17 protein-coding genes are annotated in these 15,814 nt (G+C 72.4%); 7 read left to right on the top strand and 10 right to left on the bottom strand.

All coding sequences use genetic code 11. The features are described from left to right. Nucleotides 1–221 precede the first annotated feature (221 nt). Complete coding sequence (locus ACIBKY_RS09465; protein WP_397095832.1) at nucleotides 222–1,169, top strand: Ppx/GppA family phosphatase; 948 nt, start codon at nucleotides 222–224, stop codon at nucleotides 1,167–1,169. Between the two features lie 38 nt (nucleotides 1,170–1,207). Beyond that, entirely contained in the window at nucleotides 1,208–1,330 is a 123-nt protein-coding gene (locus ACIBKY_RS09460; RefSeq protein WP_379623248.1) for a hypothetical protein, read from the top strand. Nucleotides 1,331–1,334: 4 nt separating this feature from the next. Here ACIBKY_RS09460 and ACIBKY_RS09455 read toward each other — a convergent pair whose 3' ends face one another. Continuing rightward, the gene (locus ACIBKY_RS09455; protein WP_397095831.1) at nucleotides 1,335–1,757 is read right to left on the bottom strand and encodes an ATP-binding protein; all 423 of its coding nucleotides are present in this window, start codon (nucleotides 1,755–1,757) and stop codon (nucleotides 1,335–1,337) included. 38 nt (nucleotides 1,758–1,795) lie between these two features. After that, nucleotides 1,796–2,341 carry a TetR/AcrR family transcriptional regulator gene (locus ACIBKY_RS09450; protein WP_397095829.1) on the bottom strand — a complete coding sequence of 182 codons (546 nt, stop codon included), beginning with the start codon at nucleotides 2,339–2,341 and terminating at the stop codon, nucleotides 1,796–1,798. Nucleotides 2,342–2,429: 88 nt separating this feature from the next. Here ACIBKY_RS09450 and ACIBKY_RS09445 point away from each other — a divergent pair, with 88 nt between their 5' ends. Next, nucleotides 2,430–3,986 (top strand): MDR family MFS transporter, encoded by a 1,557-nt coding sequence (locus tag ACIBKY_RS09445; RefSeq protein ID WP_397095828.1) that lies wholly within the window; start codon nucleotides 2,430–2,432, stop codon nucleotides 3,984–3,986. Here ACIBKY_RS09445 and ACIBKY_RS09440 read toward each other — a convergent pair. Then, the gene (locus ACIBKY_RS09440; protein WP_397095826.1) at nucleotides 3,973–4,287 is read right to left on the bottom strand and encodes an STAS domain-containing protein; all 315 of its coding nucleotides are present in this window, start codon (nucleotides 4,285–4,287) and stop codon (nucleotides 3,973–3,975) included. The genes ACIBKY_RS09445 and ACIBKY_RS09440 overlap by 14 nt on opposite strands. A gap of 66 nt (nucleotides 4,288–4,353) precedes the next feature. On the opposite strand from ACIBKY_RS09440, the gene ACIBKY_RS09435 reads away from it, so the two are divergent. After that, nucleotides 4,354–5,289 (top strand): GNAT family N-acetyltransferase, encoded by a 936-nt coding sequence (locus ACIBKY_RS09435; RefSeq protein ID WP_397095825.1) that lies wholly within the window; start codon nucleotides 4,354–4,356, stop codon nucleotides 5,287–5,289. Nucleotides 5,290–5,297: 8 nt separating this feature from the next. Here ACIBKY_RS09435 and ACIBKY_RS09430 read toward each other — a convergent pair whose 3' ends face one another. The 4 genes from ACIBKY_RS09430 to ACIBKY_RS09415 are packed head-to-tail and all read right to left on the bottom strand — an operon-like array spanning nucleotide 5,298 to nucleotide 9,896. Further along, nucleotides 5,298–6,575 (bottom strand): AAA family ATPase, encoded by a 1,278-nt coding sequence (locus ACIBKY_RS09430; protein WP_397095824.1) that lies wholly within the window; start codon nucleotides 6,573–6,575, stop codon nucleotides 5,298–5,300. Continuing rightward, on the bottom strand, nucleotides 6,572–7,999 hold the full coding sequence (locus ACIBKY_RS09425) for a hypothetical protein (RefSeq protein WP_397095822.1): 1,428 nt from the start codon (nucleotides 7,997–7,999) through the stop codon (nucleotides 6,572–6,574). The genes ACIBKY_RS09430 and ACIBKY_RS09425 overlap by 4 nt, the downstream gene beginning before the upstream one ends. Then, on the bottom strand, nucleotides 7,996–9,096 hold the full coding sequence (locus ACIBKY_RS09420; RefSeq protein ID WP_397095821.1) for a hypothetical protein: 1,101 nt from the start codon (nucleotides 9,094–9,096) through the stop codon (nucleotides 7,996–7,998). Before ACIBKY_RS09420 ends, ACIBKY_RS09425 begins: the two co-directional genes overlap by 4 nt. Further along, nucleotides 9,093–9,896 carry a hypothetical protein gene (locus tag ACIBKY_RS09415; RefSeq protein WP_397095820.1) on the bottom strand — a complete coding sequence of 268 codons (804 nt, stop codon included), beginning with the start codon at nucleotides 9,894–9,896 and terminating at the stop codon, nucleotides 9,093–9,095. The genes ACIBKY_RS09420 and ACIBKY_RS09415 overlap by 4 nt, the downstream gene beginning before the upstream one ends. Nucleotides 9,897–10,007: 111 nt before the next feature. On the opposite strand from ACIBKY_RS09415, the gene ACIBKY_RS09410 reads away from it, so the two are divergent. Further along, the gene (locus ACIBKY_RS09410) at nucleotides 10,008–11,717 is read left to right on the top strand and encodes a glycoside hydrolase family 3 protein (protein WP_397095818.1); all 1,710 of its coding nucleotides are present in this window, start codon (nucleotides 10,008–10,010) and stop codon (nucleotides 11,715–11,717) included. A gap of 43 nt (nucleotides 11,718–11,760) precedes the next feature. On the opposite strand, the gene ACIBKY_RS09405 is transcribed toward ACIBKY_RS09410, so the two are convergent. Beyond that, the gene (locus tag ACIBKY_RS09405; protein ID WP_397095816.1) at nucleotides 11,761–12,435 is read right to left on the bottom strand and encodes a class I SAM-dependent methyltransferase; all 675 of its coding nucleotides are present in this window, start codon (nucleotides 12,433–12,435) and stop codon (nucleotides 11,761–11,763) included. Nucleotides 12,436–12,515: 80 nt separating this feature from the next. Here ACIBKY_RS09405 and ACIBKY_RS09400 point away from each other — a divergent pair, with 80 nt between their 5' ends. Both ACIBKY_RS09400 and ACIBKY_RS09395 read left to right on the top strand, forming a co-directional pair. Beyond that, the gene (locus ACIBKY_RS09400; protein ID WP_397095815.1) at nucleotides 12,516–12,935 is read left to right on the top strand and encodes a hypothetical protein; all 420 of its coding nucleotides are present in this window, start codon (nucleotides 12,516–12,518) and stop codon (nucleotides 12,933–12,935) included. After that, entirely contained in the window at nucleotides 12,932–13,555 is a 624-nt protein-coding gene (locus ACIBKY_RS09395; RefSeq protein ID WP_397095813.1) for a TetR/AcrR family transcriptional regulator, read from the top strand. The genes ACIBKY_RS09400 and ACIBKY_RS09395 overlap by 4 nt, the downstream gene beginning before the upstream one ends. A gap of 79 nt (nucleotides 13,556–13,634) precedes the next feature. On the opposite strand, the gene ACIBKY_RS09390 is transcribed toward ACIBKY_RS09395, so the two are convergent. After that, entirely contained in the window at nucleotides 13,635–14,606 is a 972-nt protein-coding gene (locus ACIBKY_RS09390; protein ID WP_397095811.1) for a phosphotransferase family protein, read from the bottom strand. Beyond that, on the bottom strand, nucleotides 14,603–15,784 hold the full coding sequence (locus tag ACIBKY_RS09385; RefSeq protein ID WP_397095809.1) for an acyl-CoA dehydrogenase family protein: 1,182 nt from the start codon (nucleotides 15,782–15,784) through the stop codon (nucleotides 14,603–14,605). The genes ACIBKY_RS09390 and ACIBKY_RS09385 overlap by 4 nt, the downstream gene beginning before the upstream one ends. Between the last annotated feature and the right edge of the window lie 30 nt (nucleotides 15,785–15,814).

Raw genomic sequence — 15,814 nt, 5'->3', positions numbered from 1 at the left:
CCTGCCGCCTGGGCGTCACCTCCGTCTGGTACGGCCCCGCCATCTGGTACGGCCCCGCCTCGGCATCCCTGCCGGGCCCGCAGCACGACTCCACCTGAACCCCTTCGCCCGTCCCGGTTTCCTAGGCAGGGTAGCCCCCGCGTATGCCCGCGAATCATCCGATCCCCGCGAGCGCGCCCTCCGCTTCGCCGCAGGGCCGATGGACCGGTAGCGTTCCTGCCATGCGACTCGGCGTTCTGGACATCGGCTCCAATACCGTCCATCTCCTCGTCGTGGACGCCCACCGCGGCGCGCGTCCCATCCCCGCCTACTCCCACAAGGAGGAGCTGCGCCTGTCGGAGCACCTGGAGAAGGGCAACACGCTCTCCTCCAGGGGCGTCGAACGGCTCGGCGCCTTCGTCGAGGAAGCGCTCCAGATCGCCGAGGACAAGGGCGTGGAGGACTTCCTGGCCTTCGCCACCTCCGCCGTCCGCGACGCCGCCAACGGCGAGCAGGTGCTCGCCGAGATCGACGCCCGCTGCGGCGTCAACATCCAGACGCTCACCGGCCAGGACGAGGCGAGGCTCACGTTCCTGGCCGTGCGCCGCTGGTTCGGCTGGTCGTCGGGACGGCTGCTCGCCTTCGACATCGGCGGCGGCTCCCTGGAACTGGCCGCGGGCGTGGACGAGGAGCCGGACGTGGCCGTCTCGCTCCCGCTGGGCGCCGGGCGGCTGACCCGCGACTGGTTCACCGCCGACCCGCCGCCCGTCGCCGAGGTGCGCAAGCTCCGCAGGCACGTACGCGCCGAGATCGCCCGCACGGTCGGCGACATCGTCCGCTACGGCCAGCCCGATCGCGCCGTGGCCACCTCCAAGACGTTCAAGCAGCTGGCCAGGCTGGCCGGCGGCGCCCCCTCCAGCGACGGCCCGTACGTCTCGCGCTCGCTGACCAGGGAGGCGCTGGCCGACTGGACGGTCAAGCTCACCACGATGGACGCCGCCACCCGCCGTCAGCTGCCGGGCGTCTCGGAGGGCCGGGCGATGCAGCTGGCCGCGGGCGCCATCGTGGCCGACGCCACGATGGACCTGTTCGAGGTGGAGCGCCTGGAGGTCTGCCCGTGGGCGCTGCGCGAGGGCGTCATACTGCGCCGCCTCGACCTTCTCCCCAGCCGTGTGGTGCACACCACATAAACGCATATCTCCCGCTAAAGCGGGCAGGGCATGGTGCCATGTTGACGATGCTCGGCATGGCCGCCTCCCTGACGATCACCCTTCTGCTGTGTTTCCTGGCCGTTCTGCTCATCTCGGCGCTCACCCTCGTCGTGCTCGGCGTGCTGGCCAGACCCCGCTGAACGCTCAGAGGGACAGACCCGCGGCGCCGGCCTCGAAACGCAGCCGCTTCTCCAGCGACACGACCGCGCCGTTCTCACGCCGGTTGGTGAAACGCACGTCATCGGCCAGCGCGCGCATGATGAGCAGCCCCCGCCCGCTCTCCGCGCTCTCCTTGGGCTCGCGGACCTGGTGGGGGTCGAAGCCGCCGCCGGTGTCCACGACCCTGATCACACACAGGTCGTCGTGGACGCCGGCGGTCACCATGTACTCGTCGCTCGGCGCGGCGTGCCGTACGACGTTCGTACAGGCCTCGCTCAGCATGAGCTCGATGTCGTCCCTGATCTGGGGGACGACGCCGAGCGATCGGAGCGTGCCGTCGAACATCTGGCGGATGAGCGGCACGCTCGCGGCGTCTCTGGGCAGCTTCAGCGCGATGGTCGCCTCCATGGGCGCACCATGCCCGAAACCCCGCCGGTTATGCGTCCCTAAGGCTCCAGCAGGCTGATCGCGACCTCCAGGGTGGCCTTCCTGCGCTCCTCAGGACCGGCGTCCACGTCCTGGGTCAGCCACATGCCCGCGTGCAGGCTGAAGATGGCCAGCGTGCGCCTGATCCTGGTGGTCAGCGGGTCGCCGGGCTCGACGAGCTCGGCGACCACCTCCAGCATCTTCTCCCGCATCCGCAGGATCTTCGGGTGGTCGCGCAAGGCCGTCTGGTTGCGTTCGAGGAAGCGGGCCAGCTCGGCCTGGCGCGGCCGGTCGAGGCGCTCGGCGTAGCGCACGATGAGCTCGCGGCGGGTCTCGGGCGTGCGGGGTTGCGCCCGCAGCCACTCCAGTAGTTCCTCGATCTCGGCGACACGGTCGTCGGCGAGGCTCGCGACGATGTCGTCCTTCGTCTTGAAGTGGTAGTAGAGCGCGGCCTTGGTGACGCCGAGCTCCTCGGCGATCTCCCGCAGGGAGGTCGCCTCGTAGCCCTGCTCGGTGAAGAGCCTGAGGGCGATCTGCTGGATCCGCGATCGGGTGTCTTCCCGCAATGTGCACCTATTTCGAGGGATTGATACGTAGTCTAGTCTAAGCTTGCCGGTCGGCAAGTAAGTAAGATCCAAAACTGGGGGTGTAATCGTGGAAAGACGGCGCGAAGTCATGGTCGTCCTCCCTGGCCTGATGCTCGCGATGGTCCTGGCGATGCTCGACAACATGATCGTGGGTACGGCGATGCCGCGCATCGTCGGCGAGCTGGGCGGCGTCACCCATCTGTCCTGGGTCGTCACCGCATACGTGCTGGGCACCACCGTCTCCACCCCGATCTGGGGGAAGATCGGCGACCTGTACGGACGCAAGACCATCTTCATGGTCTCCATCGTCATCTTCATGATCGGTTCGGTGCTGTGCGGCATGGCCGGATCGGAGCTGCTCGGCGGTCCCGAGGACGGCATGATGGAGCTCATCGCCTTCCGCGCCATCCAGGGCCTGGGCGCCGGCGGCCTCATGGTCAACGTCATGGCCATCATCGGCGACCTCGTCCCGCCCCGCGAGCGCGGCCAGTACCAGGGCATCACCGCCGGCGTCATGTCGCTGGCGATGATCGCCGGCCCGCTGGTCGGCGGCTTCATCACCGACCACCTCGACTGGCGCTGGGCCTTCTACGTGAACCTGCCCGTCGGCGGCCTCGCCCTCGCGTGGCTCGCGGTCAAGCTCAAGCTCCCCAAGCACGTCAACCAGGTGCGCATCGACTGGCTGGGCGCGATCCTGCTGTCGATCAGCATCACCGCGATGGTGCTCGTCACGGCCTGGGGCGGCAGCCAGTACGCCTGGAGCTCCCCGCAGATCCTCGGCCTGGGCGCGCTGGCCATCGTGACGCTGGCCGCGTTCATCCCGATCGAGCGCCGCGCCGCCGAGCCGATCATGCCGCTGCAGCTCTTTCGCAACCGCAACTTCACGCTGATCTCGGCCATCGGCTTCCTGCTGGGCTTCGCGATGTTCGGCGCGATCAACTTCCTGCCGCTCTACCAGCAGACCGTCCAGGGCGCCTCGGCCACCAACTCCGGCCTGCTCCTGCTGCCGATGATGGGCGCCGCGATGGTCGTCTCGATCTTCGTGGGCAAGGCCATCACCGTCACCGGCAAGTACAAGCTCTACCCGATCATCGGCGGCGCCGGCATGGCGCTCGGCATGTGGCTGCTCTCGCTCATGGGAGTGGGCACCCCGGAGTGGCAGACCGGCCTGTTCATCGGCGTGCTCGGCGTCGGCATGGGCTTCCTCATGCAGACCACGATGCTCATCGCCCAGAACAGCGTCGAGCAGCGCGACCTCGGCGTCGCCTCCAGCACCTCGACGTTCTTCCGCTCCATCGGCGGCTCGTTCGGCGTCTCGGTGTTCGGCGCGATCTTCAACAACCACCTGCTGTCCGGGATGACCGAGCGCCTCGGGGCGGAGGAGGCCGCGCGCCTGGCGGGCGGCGGGGGCCGGCTGGACCCGGCGACGCTGGCCGCCATGGGGTCGGGTCAGCGCGCCGGCGTGCTGGAGTCGCTGGCCGGGGCCACCTCCAACATCTTCTGGTGGGCCATCCCGTTCGCGGTCGTCGTACCGCTGCTGGCGCTGTTCATCAAGGAGATCCCGCTGCGGGGCGGCGCGCCCGAGCCCGCGCAGGAGCAGGAGGAGTCGCTCAAGGGAGCCTGAACAACTGGTCGAGCGCGGTCACCTTGAGCAGCCGGCGCAGGTGCGGGCTGACCGCGACCAGCCGCAGTGCCGCGCCCTCCGACTCGGCCTGCTGGTGGAGCCGGACGAGCGCGGCCAGGCCGGAGGAGTCGATGAAGGAGATCCCGGCCAGGTCCAGGTCGAGACGGTGGTAGCCGGGCTCGAACGCCAGCCCGGAGAGTTTTGCCGCAGTGTCGAAGGCGAGGTCGCCGGTCAGTGAGAGCCTGACGGTGCCCGGGGCGGGAGTGGCGACCTCGACGCGCAGCGGGGTCTTGTCGAGCACGCCACCAGCCTACGACGAGGGAAAAACCGGAGGCGGAAAACCCGATAGATCGGGACAATATCCTGCATGAACACCCATCGGATCCGGCGTCCGCAGATCGAGGACGCCGCCGCCATCCACGACCTCGTCTCCGCCTGCGACCAGGCGGTCCTCGGCCGCGTCGACACCACGCTCGAGGACATCGCCGACGAGCTGGTCGAGCCCGAGTTCGACCGCGACACCGACGGGTGGCTGGCCGAGGACTCCGATGGGCGCCCGGTCGGCTGGGCGTGGGCCTGCCGCAAGGGCGACAGCGACAACGTCGACGTGGAGGTCCTGGTACGGCCCGGCACCGAAGGCCTGTCCGCGGGCCTGTGGGCGCTGGTGCTCGGCAGGGCCAAGGAGATCGCCGCCGAGCTCGGCCACCGCGGCGCCACCGTCGACATCGGCGTCTACCGCGCCGACGAGCCCAAGCAGGCCGAGGCCCGCGCGAAGGGCTTCCAGCCCGCCACCAGCTTCCACCGCATGCGCGTCGACTTCACCGCCCCGCCCGCGGCCCCGGAACCGCTCCCCGGCCTGACCCTGCACACCGGCGAGGACGAGGAGGTACGCCGCCAGGCCCACCTCGTCCACCAGGAAGGCTTCGCCGACCACTTCGGCTTCATCAAGGTCGGCTACGACGCCTGGTACCAGCGGCGCGAGGCCCAGAGCGTCAACGACTGGTCACAGCTCATCGTGGCCAGGATCGACGGCGAGCCCGCCGCCATGCTCCACGCCAACAACGCCTTCGTCCCCGACGAGGACTGCGGCTACGTCGGCACGCTGGCCACCCTGCCCGCCTACCGGGGCCGCGGCCTGGGCCGCCACCTGCTGCTCCAGGCGTTCGCCGCCGACGCCGCCCGCGGCAGGAAGGGCACGATCCTGCACGTCGACTCCAACAACACCACCCCGGCGCTCGGCCTCTACACCTCGGCCGGCATGAGCCCGGTCATGGTCATCGACGTGTGGCGCCGCCGGGTCTGAGGACGCCGTCAGGCCCTGACCCGGTGCGCGGCCAGATGCTCCAGCACCGACTGGTTGGCCTCCCACCCGTCGGGGAACTTCACCGGCACGCCCAGTTGCACCGGCTCGGCCGACGGGTGGGCGTCCAGGAGTTCGGCGATGCCCGCCCGCGCCACCACCACGCACGCGTGCCGATGCCGCGAGGCCAGCACGCACAGCCGTCCCGACTCCAGGTGGAAGGCGGTCGCGTCACGCCGCCCCGACAGCGGGTGCAACACGATCGTCACGTCGTACTCGCGGCCCTGCAGCCGGTTGGCGGTGTCCACGGTGATCTCCGGCGGCAGCCCCGCGTTCCTGATCGCCGCCACCTGGTCGCGGTGGGCCGCGCCGACCGCGACGCGCTCGGCCGTCACCGGCCGTTCGCCCTGCTCCGAGCTCGCCACCGCGCCCCGCTGCAGCAGCCGCGCCGCCAGCAGCGCCACCGCCCGCACGGCCTCGCCGTCGGTACGGACCGTGTGCCGGTTCGGCAGCTCCAGCAGCGACCACCCCGAGCGCGCCGCCTCCTCCAGCGCCCGGTCGTGCACGGTCCCGAGCCCGCCGGTGCTCAGCTCCAGCCGCCGCTCACCGGGCCCGGTGCCCGAGGTGAAGCCGGTGAACGGATAGAAGGCCCGCGAGACCACCGGCGCCGCCGAGGCGGGCAGCCGCCACGAGACCGGCAGCCGGTGCACCGGCAGGTCGCCGTTGTGGCGCAGCAGGACCGACACCGCGCTCTGCAGCGGATCCCACGACAGCCCCGACCAGCGGTCCGCCTCCACGATCGAGAACGGGTCGAGCTGGCCGGGATCGCCCACGAACAACGCCCGCTCGAACAGCCCGGCGATGCGCAGCAGCTTGTCCGAGCGCATCTGGTACGCCTCGTCCACGATCGCCCACGGCCAGGTGCGCCCGGAGATCCACGCCCACTTGTCGGAGGTGGCCAGGACGATGTCCGGGTCGCCCAGGTCCTGGATGCGGGTCCCGACGGTGACGCCCGGGAGTTCCAGCAGCCGGCGCGGCGCCACGTACCCGGAGGCCGACAGCCGCCCCACGGTCAGGTCCGGGTGCTTGCCGCTGATGCGGGTGACCAGGTCGTCGACCTGCTCGTTGGTCTGCGCCACGATCATCAGCGGCTCGCCGGTCGCCGCGATGTGCGCCGCGGCCCGCACCACGAGCGTCGACTTGCCCGCGCCGGGCGGGGAGTCGACCACCACGCCGCGGTGCTTGGGCAGGTCGGCCAGGACGTTCTGGATGACCTCCTCGGGGCTCACTCCCACGCCTCCCTGGCGTCGTCGTCGTTCGGCACGTACTCCAGGGGCGGGCCGCCGTGCGTCCACGGGGTCGCCTCGGGCTCGGGCAGTGTCGCGGCGCCCTGGAAGTCGTCGGTCAGCGTGGTGTAGCAGACCCGCTCACCCACCTCGGGGACCGAGCCGGGGGCGGGCGCCTTGCCCCTGCCCATCCCTTTGGTGATCTTCAGGGTGACCAGGCCGCCGCCCGCCTCGACCAGCTCGGCGCCCTGTCCCTTGCGCTGCGGGGTGCCGAGGGCGCTGCCGGGCGGCAGCCGTACCGGATCGTCGGTCTTGACCACCACGAGCGGGCGCAGCTTGCGCGAGCGGCCCTCGCCCTCGAAGTGGTCCGGCTCGGTCTGTACCACCTCGCCGGCGAACGCCTCACCCGACAGCCGGTGGTCGGCCATGATCAGCGGGTCGTCGTAGGCGCGCTGCACGTCGTAGGAGGCCTGGGCGCGCTCCATGCGCGACAGGCGGGAGGCGGCGGCGACCGCGCCGTCGCGGCGGGCCTGCGGCGGGCCGCCCTCGGCGAGCTGGGTGGCGAAGCCGCTGTAGGAGCCACGGTCCAGTTCCCACCGCTGCGCCACGCTCGCGCCCTCGGGCAGCGCCCGCAGCAGGTCGGCCGCCTGCCACATCAGCCGCCACGTGGGCTCCAGCTGGGTGCGCAGGGCCTCGGTGATGCGCTCGGCCGAGCCGTTCTCGATCGCGGGCGCGAGCACCTCGGAGTCGAAGCCGGGGTCGGTGGCGGGCCCGGCGGGCGGCCAGACCAGCGGGTCCTCGGCCTCGTCGGAGGGGCGTCCCTCGACCCAGGCCATCAGGGCGGCCAGGTTGGCGTCCTCCAGGGCGCTCTGCCCGCTGGCCCAGTGGCGGCTCAGCTCCTCGGTCACGGCCAGCGTCAGCGACGAGCCCGGGTAGGCGGCGCGCTCGGCCAGATAGGTCAGCCAGCGGCCCAGCAGCGGCACGCCCTCCGGCACCGGGTACGGGCCGTCGGTGCGGCGAAAGCGGGTCGAACGGCCCAGCAGCGCGGTGAACGCCACACCCATGCGGTTGGGCAGCAGCACCTGCGGGGCGTCGAGCGCGCGCTCGTAGGGGTCGGCGTTCTTGCGCTCGACCGTCTCGGTGTCGGCCAGGAAGCTCTCCAGGTAGGGCAGCAGCAGCCCGGCCAGCTCCGCGGTGAAGGCGAAGCGCAGGTCGCGGTTGCGCGGCTGTGCCACCACGAGCAGCTGGGGCGCCTGCCGGTCGGTGCCGAACATGGCGGCCAGCGGAGCGGCGGCCTCGCCGGACAGCTTCAGCGGGATGAACACCATCGGCCGCGCGGACAGGTGGCAGTGCCGCACGGTCGCGATCGGCTGCGCCCGGCCCTCCTGAAGGGCGCGCAGCTTGGCCAGGGACGTCAGGAGACTCATGCGAGGCAGTCCTGGCGCAGCCGCTCGGCGCCGCGCAGCAGGCGGGCGATCTCCTCCTGCCCCTCGCGCGGGGCCCGGGTGCCGTCGGCCAGGCCGAGCGCCTCCTCGACGCTGGCCACCCCGCCCAGCTCGTCGCGGACGTTGCGGCCCAGCAGGTCGGAGGCGCCCTCCTCGCGGGCCTCGTCCCGGCAGAAGAAGCACAGGTCGCAGGTGGACAGGCAGTCGGGCGCGTAGCGGGCGGCGACCCCGCGCAGCGCGTCGGCCAGGTCCGCGGCGCGGCGCAGGGGCAGGCCGTCCTCGCCCGGCTCCAGGTCGAAGGTGAGCTCCTCCGGCAGTTCCTCCAGCAGCCGGTCGAGCGTGGTCATCCTGGTCAGCTGCCTGCGCAGCACGGCGAGCTGCCTGCGCACGTCCACCAGTTTCGCGACCGGGCGGTTGGCGAAGTTCTCGGGGCAGACCAGGACCACGTCGTGGGAGACGGCCAGCGGGTCGTGGCCGAGCTCCTCCAGCATCGTGCGCAGCGCCAGCACGTACACGGCCGCCTGCCGCGCGGCCGCCGCCACCGCGGCCGGGTCGGCCTGGCCGTCCACGATGGCGAACGACTTGATCTCCACGATGTGGAAGCGGCCCTCCAGCTGGAAGGCGACCACGTCCGGCTCCAGGTAGGCGGCGTGGCCGGCGATGTCCAGGCTCAGCAGCGGGTGGTCGTAGAGCGTGCCCGCGTCGTGCTCTCCCCTGGCCGCCCGGTCGAACAGCGCGCGGGTGTGCGCGTGGCGCAGGTGCGCGCCCACGTTCTCCACGTCGTGGTAGGCGACCTCGGCGATCGGCAGCTCCAGCAGTTCGCGCAGCATGCGCAGCAGCTCGGCGCAGCCGTCGGACTTGACCAGAGCCTCGAACTGGTTGCCGCGGGTGATCGCGAACGGCGACTGCCCGAACGGCGCGGGAAAGCCCAGATGCCGCGCGGCCGCGTCCTTGTCCACCCCCGCGCCGTCCATGAGCGCCCGGCGCGCGCAACCCGGATTCGCGGCCAGCGCCGCGATGGCCCGGGCGTCGTGCGGCTTCGGCGGTGTCGTCCCGCGCAGCGCGTCGATCCGTCTCACGCCGTGATCCCTTCCTTGCCGAGGGCGCCGACGTTGGCGGCGCTCAGGAGCGCGGCGCCGAACAGCCGCGCGGGGTCGTCCAGTTGCTCGCGCGCGCGGGCCGCCAGCCCGGCCCGGTCGCGCGTGTCCCGATCAAGGTGTACGGCCAGCTCCGCCAGCGCCATCTCGGCCACGCGGCCGGGATCGACGTCCTTGCCCAGCTCGACCAGCTCGCCGCCGGGGATGTTGCGCCCCATCCTGGCCACCAGGCGCAGCGACTCCGGTGACGGGCCCGCGCTGCGCTGGATGTGCCGGGCCACGGCCGCCGCGCAGGTCAGGAAGTCGACCCGCGGGCTCAGCGGGCCCACCACCCGGCGCTCCAGCGGCCAGGTGCTCAGCGTGAGCAGGCCCCGGGCGGGGGAGAGGCGGTCGGTCAGGGCGGCGCACAGGTAGTACGGCCGGCCGTACGGGCTGGAGCGGAAGGAACGTTCCTCGTCGCGGCGGATGCTGGTGAGCTGCGCGGAGCGCAGCCCGCCGGAGAAGAACGCCTCGCTGACCGCCACGATCAGCCGGGGCTGGGCGGGGGCGCCGAGCGCGTCGAGCGCCTGGTGCACCCGTTCGCGCACGGTCGTGGTGCCGGCCCGCTTGCCGCCCGGGGTCTGGACGGGGGAGCTGACCAGGGAGTCCCAGGTGCGTTCCGCGGCGCGCAGGTCGGCGCGCAGGGCCCGGGCGGTGACCGCGTCACGGGCGCGCATGGCGCGGCGCACCCCGGCGCGGAGTTCGTCGATGCGCCTCTCCAGCTGGTCCAGCCGGTCACTCATGGCGCGAGGGTAGCAGGAGTTCCAGTATTTCCCAGTAATTTCGGCACGCGGCGGCGTGGCGCATGGCGCGAACCTCTGGTAGAGGAGCTGATGATACGTATAATCACGCCCATGACCTACAAGGACCCCTCACTCCCCACCGCGGCGCGGGTCGACGACCTCGTGGCCAGGATGACCCTGCAGGAGAAGGCGGGGCTGCTGTTCCACACCATCGCCTGGTTCGCGCCGCCGCCGGGGGCCGAGACCGCCGAGAGCATGATCGACGGCAGGCACATGAACCACTTCAACGTGCTCGGCGGCGGCTCCCCGCGCGAGATGGCCGAGTGGCACAACGCGCTGCAGGAGCGGGCCGCCGCCACCCGGCTGGGCATCCCGGTGACGCTCTCCACCGACCCGCGCCACTCCTTCTCCGGCAACCCCGGCGCGTCCATGATGGCCGGGGCGTTCTCGCAGTGGCCGGAGCCGCCGGGGCTGGCGGCGATCGGCTCCGCCGAGCTGGTCCGGACCTTCGCCGACATGGCGCGGCAGGAATACCTGGCCGTCGGCATCCGCGTCGCCCTCCACCCCCAGATCGACCTGGTCACCGAGCCCCGCTGGTCACGCGCCAACGGCACCTTCGGCCAGGACGCCGAGCTCACCTCCCGCCTCGTGCGCGCCTACATCCTCGGTTTCCAGGGCGAGCGCCTCGGTCCCGGCAGCGTCGCCTGCATGACCAAGCACTTCCCCGGCGGCGGGCCGCAGAAGGACGGCGAAGACCCCCACTTCGCCCACGGCCGCGAGCAGGTCTACCCCGGCGGCCGGTTCGAGCACCACCTGAAGCCCTTCGAAGCCGCCTTCGACGCCGGGACCTCGCAGATCATGCCCTACTACGGCATGCCGGTCGGCACCGGGCACGAAGAGGTCGGCTTCGGCTTCAACAAGGGCGTCATCACCGGCCTGCTGCGCGAGCGCTACGCCTTCGACGGCATCGTCTGCACCGACTGGGGCCTGATCACCGACGCCTTCATCATGGGACAGGAGATGCCCGCCCGCGCCTGGGGCGTGGAGCACCTCACCCCCGCGGGGCGCGTGCAGAAGGCGATCGAGGCCGGCGTCGACCAGTTCGGCGGCGAGGCCTGCCCCGACCTGCTCACCGAACTGGTCGACGCCGGGCGGATCAGCACCGAACGGCTGGACGCGTCGGTGCGGCGGGTCCTGCGGGAGAAGTTCACGCTCGGGCTGTTCGACGCGCCCTTCGTCGACGCCGACATGGCCGAGGAGGTCGTCGGGCGGGCCGCCTTCGCGCGGGCCGGGTTCGAGGCGCAGACGGCCTCGCTCACCCTGCTGAAGAACGGCCCGCTGCCGCTGGCCGAAGGCGTGCGCCTGTACGTGGAGGGCGTGGACGCCGACCTCGCCGCCGGTTACGGCAAGGTCGTCGCCACGCCGGAGGAGGCCGACGTGGCCGTGGTACGGCTGGCCGCGCCGTACGAGCCGCGGCCGGGCGCCTTCGAGGCCTTCTTCCACTCCGGAAGCCTGGCCTTCCCCGCCGCCGAGATCGACCGGATCACCCGCCTGCAGCGCACGGTGCCCACCGTCGTGGACGTCTACCTGGAGCGGCCCGCGGTCTTCCCCGAGATCGCCGAGGGCGCGGCCGCCGTGGTCGCCGACTACGGGGCGAGCGACCGGGCGCTGCTGGAGGTGCTGTTCGGGCGGGCCGAGCCGAAGGGGCGGCTGCCGTACGAGCTGCCGCGGTCGATGGCGGCGGTCGAGGCGAGCCCGTCCGACGTCCCGGGCGGCACCGCCGACCCGCTCTACCCCTTCGGGCACGGCCTGCTCTACTGACCGGCCTGCTCTACTGACCGGCCTGCTCTACTGACCGGCCTGGTCAGTCGCGGACGGCCAGCACCCAGCTGTGGTCGTCGGTCAGGAAGCGATCCAGCCGCAGCCCGGCCCGCTCCAGTTCGGCCCGGAGGTCGTCGTCGGTCAGGCGCCGCGACCAGAACGACTGGGTCCACACCCGCTCGTCCTGCGTGTACCGCATCGTGGAGGCGACCACCCCGGGCCGCACCGGCTCCAGCGCCGCCAGCGTGATGCTGAGGTCGCCCGTGGTGCGCCCCCGGCCGACCTCCCACGCGTCGTGCTGCTCGGCCGGGGTCCACTGGATGAGGACGGAGCCGCCGGGCCGTACGTGCCGCGCGCACGCCGACAGCAGGTCGTGGCGCGCGTCGTCGTCGGCGGTGTTGACCAGATAGGAGGCGAGCAGGACCGCGTCGAACTCCCGCTCCAGCCGCAGCTCCTGCGCCCGCGCCCGCACGGTCCGCGCGCCGCGCACGTGCGCGAGCATGTCCGCCGACTCGTCCACGGCCACCACCTCGTGGCCGAGCGCGAGCAGGGGATGGGTCAGCCGCCCCACCCCCGAGCCGATCTCGAGGATCGACGCGCCGGGCGCGAGCGCGGCGCTGACGATCTCGGGCTCGCCGTTCGGCTCGATGAGGAGATAGAACTCAACAGGGGATCCGTCAGGTGTGATCGAACCAGGACCAGTGCCACTGTTAGCCATGTATCCACGCTAAAGCCTGTACTCCGGGCCGTCTGTCCCAAGATCGAGACATTGCCCGGATTCCAGGGGACGATGAGGACGTGGGACGTCATGTGGCCGCCGCCGCGGTGGGCCTGCTCGCGCTGCCCGCCGTCTACTACCTGACCGAGGCCGGCGCGCGGGCCCTGCGCGCCGGCTACACCGGCTTCGGCCCGAGCCCGGCCGGATTCGGCTATCTGAGCGCCGTGGCCGCGGTGGCCGGGCTGCTGACCGGATGGCAGCGGCTGTCCCCGCTGGCCGCGATCATCTGCGGGCTGCCGCTCGTCGCACTCGGCGCCCTGTTCGCCACGCGTCTCGACCTCGCGCTGCTGGTGGCGGCGGGGCTGCCCCGCTGGGGCGCGCTGCCGGGCGAGCCGCCCGGCACCCTGGCCGGGGTCACCGGCCTCTACACGGTCGTTGGCGCGCTGCTGGTGACCTCGGCGCTGTTGCGTGGACGGGAGCGATCTATCCTTGCCGGGTGAGGGGACGCAGCCCGGACCGGCGCAGGGCGCTGCTCGACGCCGCCGACCGGGTGATCGAGCGTGACGGGCACGAGGTGTCGATGGCCGCGATCGCCGCGGAGGCCGGGATCACCAAGCCCATCCTCTACCGCCACTTCGGCGACAAGAGCGGCCTCTACCAGGCGCTGGCCGACCGCCACGTACGCACCGTCATCGACCGGCTGCGCCCGCAGTTCACCGAGGGCGGCGGCGACCTTCGCTCGCGCGCCCGCGCCGCGATCGCCGTTTACCTCGACCTGATCGGCGCCAACCACAACCTCTACCGCTTCCTGTTCCACCGGGCCAGCGCCGAGGACAGCAAGATCCGCAGTCACATGACCACGCTGGTCAGAGGTCTCGGCGAAGAGCTCGCGCAGGTGCTGGTGGCCGAGGGCGTCACCCCCGATCCGGTACGCGCCCAGGTGCTCGGCCACGCCTTCATCGGCATGGTCCAGACGACCGCCGACTGGTGGCTCGACCACCCCGGCGTCGACCCCGGCGAGGTCGTCGACGGCCTGGCCGAGGTGATCGTGGCCGCGCTCGTCCCGCGCCCGCTCGGTCCCCGGACCGCGACCGCTTCCCGCGGGCGAGCGCGTACCTGAGCGACCGGCCGCGTCCGCGGGAACCCCGTCGCGAAGCCGCCTCCGGCGTGCGGCGCCGGACGGGCGTCGCCACGCGTTCTCAGCGGGCGCCGAGCAGTTCCAGCAGGTCCCACTCGGTCTCGCACACCCGCCGCCCGATCGCCGCCAGCTCCACCGACCGCGCGCCGCCGGCCAGGTGCCGCATCGTCTGCATGACGCAGATGACGCCCCACTTCAGCACCCCGAACGCCTCCCACCACCGCAGCGCCTCCCGGTCCACCGCGTGCCCGGAGGCCTGCTCGTAGGCGCCGACCAGCTCGTCGTAGGTGCCGAAGCCGCCCACCGGCGCCTTCTCCCCGAACCGCCACGCCTTCACGCACAGCCAGCCGAGGTCCTCGACCGGGTCGCCGGCGTGGGCCAGTTCCCAGTCGAGCACCGCCCGCACGCCCTCCGGCCCCACGATCAGGTTCCCGTTGCGGAAGTCGCCGTGCACGACCGTCCGCCGCGCGCCTTCCGGCCGGGTCGCCGCGAGCCTGCGCAGAGCCAGCTCGAACACCGGATGCGGCTGCCCGGTCAGATCCAGCACCTCGCGCCACTGGGCCAGCGCGTCCGCTTCCTTCTGCGCGGGCAGCGCGCCGAGCGGCATCCGGTGGACCGCCGCCAGCGCCCGCCCGCACTGCGCGGCCAGCAGCGGCCGGGCGTGCCGGTAGGCGTCGTCGCGCAGGATCTTGCGCGGGATCGTCTCCCCGTCCACCCGCGCCATGAGGATGTAGGAGCCGCCGGAGGCGACGATCTCCGGGACCGGGACGCCCGCATCGGCGGCGGCGCGCATCAGGACCGCCTCGGCCGCCAGGCCGCCGCCGGTCTCCGGGGAGGCGCCGGTGTTCAGGGGCGCGCCGGGGGAGTCCAGGCGCAGGATGAGCGCCCGCCGGCCGCCGGGCGTGTCCACGTCGAGCGACCAGGTCTCGCGGGAGGCGCCGCCGGGCAGCCGCGCGCTCGACAGCACCGCCGCCCGCGCGCCCAGCGCGTCCCGCACGATGCCCGCGATCCGGTCGCCGGTGCGCGCGCTCATCGCAGGCCGAACTCCCACGAGCCGCCGCTCGTGTACGCGCCCAGGACCCGTCTGCCGACCGAGTCGATGTGCACCTCGTCGGGGCCGTCGTAGATGCGTCCGGCGCGGGCGTGCCGGTACATCCGGTCCAGGGGCGTGTCCGGGGTCAGGCCCGCCGCGCCGTACACCTGGATGGCCCGGTCGATCACGTTGTGCAGCATGCGCGCCCCCACCACCTTGATCGCCCCGATCTCGACGCGCGCGTCGGAACCGGCGTCCACCGCCTGCGCCGCGTGCAGGGTGAGCAGCCGCGCGGACTGGATCTCGGTGTAGGAGTCGAAGACGTGCTGGCGCATGAGCTGCTTCTTGGCCAGTGGCTCACCGAACGCCGTGCGCCCGTGCAGGCGGTGGCACATCAGGTCGAAGGCGCGCTGCGCCTGCCCGAGCCAGCGCATGCAGTGGAAGATCCGGCCGGGCCCGAGGCGCTTCTGGGCGATGACGAAGCCGTGGCCGCGCTCGCCGAGCAGGTTGGCGGCCGGGACGCGGACGTCCTCGTAGCGCACCTCGCAGTGGGCGCCGCCGAGGCCGAGCACCGGCGTCTCGCGGACGATCGTGTAGCCGGGCGTGCCGGTCGGCACCAGGATCATGGAGAAGGCCAGGTGGGGCGGGGCCTGCGGCTCGGTGCGGCACATCACGGTGGTGTAGGCGGCGCGGGAGGCGCCGGTGGTGAACCACTTGTGGCCGTTGATGACCCATTCGCCGCCGTCGAGCACCGCTTCGGTCTCGATCTGGGTGGGGTCGCTGCTGGAGACGTCCGGCTCGGTCATCGCGAAGCTCGGCCAGATGTCGCCACGCACGAGAGGCTCCAGGTAGCGCTCACGCTGGCCGCGTGAGGCGTGCTCGTGCAGCATCAGGGAGTCCTGCAGCGTGAACGTCCCGAGCGCGAGCTGGCCGAACTCGCTACGCCCCTGCACCTCGTTGACGTAGACGTAGTCGAGGAACGGCAGGCCGCCGCCGCCCAGCTCACGCGGATGGCCGAGCGCCCACAGGCCTTCCTTCTTGGCCTCCTCCTGCAGCTCGCGCAGGGTGGCGGCGTCGCCGTCGCACAGGGCGGGCTCGGCGGGCTCGACCCGCTCGGTCATGAACGCGTGGACGGCGTCGCGAACCGGCCGGACGCTGTCGGGTACGGCGAAGCTCATGAAAGGATCACACCGTCTATCCGTTGCCCG

The sequence above is a fragment of the Nonomuraea sp. NPDC050394 genome (genome assembly GCF_044459065.1).
Taxonomy (GTDB): Bacteria; Actinomycetota; Actinomycetes; order Streptosporangiales; family Streptosporangiaceae; genus Nonomuraea.
This window is presented reverse-complemented; position numbering and strand designations above follow the sequence as displayed.

Bases quoted from the DNA above. Each gene is read 5' to 3' on its own strand.
- ACIBKY_RS09465 (WP_397095832.1), top strand. From the start codon at position 222: ATGCGACTCGGCGTTCTGGACATCGGCTCCAATACCGTCCATCTCCTC.
- ACIBKY_RS09460 (WP_379623248.1), top strand. From the start codon at position 1,208: ATGTTGACGATGCTCGGCATGGCCGCCTCCCTGACGATCACCCTTCTG.
- ACIBKY_RS09455 (WP_397095831.1), bottom strand. From the start codon at position 1,757: ATGGAGGCGACCATCGCGCTGAAGCTGCCCAGAGACGCCGCGAGCGTG.
- ACIBKY_RS09435 (WP_397095825.1), top strand. From the start codon at position 4,354: ATGAACACCCATCGGATCCGGCGTCCGCAGATCGAGGACGCCGCCGCC.
- ACIBKY_RS09425 (WP_397095822.1), bottom strand. From the start codon at position 7,999: ATGAGTCTCCTGACGTCCCTGGCCAAGCTGCGCGCCCTTCAGGAGGGC.
- ACIBKY_RS09415 (WP_397095820.1), bottom strand. From the start codon at position 9,896: ATGAGTGACCGGCTGGACCAGCTGGAGAGGCGCATCGACGAACTCCGC.
- ACIBKY_RS09410 (WP_397095818.1), top strand. From the start codon at position 10,008: ATGACCTACAAGGACCCCTCACTCCCCACCGCGGCGCGGGTCGACGAC.
- ACIBKY_RS09405 (WP_397095816.1), bottom strand. From the start codon at position 12,435: ATGGCTAACAGTGGCACTGGTCCTGGTTCGATCACACCTGACGGATCC.
- ACIBKY_RS09390 (WP_397095811.1), bottom strand. From the start codon at position 14,606: ATGAGCGCGCGCACCGGCGACCGGATCGCGGGCATCGTGCGGGACGCG.
- ACIBKY_RS09385 (WP_397095809.1), bottom strand. From the start codon at position 15,784: ATGAGCTTCGCCGTACCCGACAGCGTCCGGCCGGTTCGCGACGCCGTC.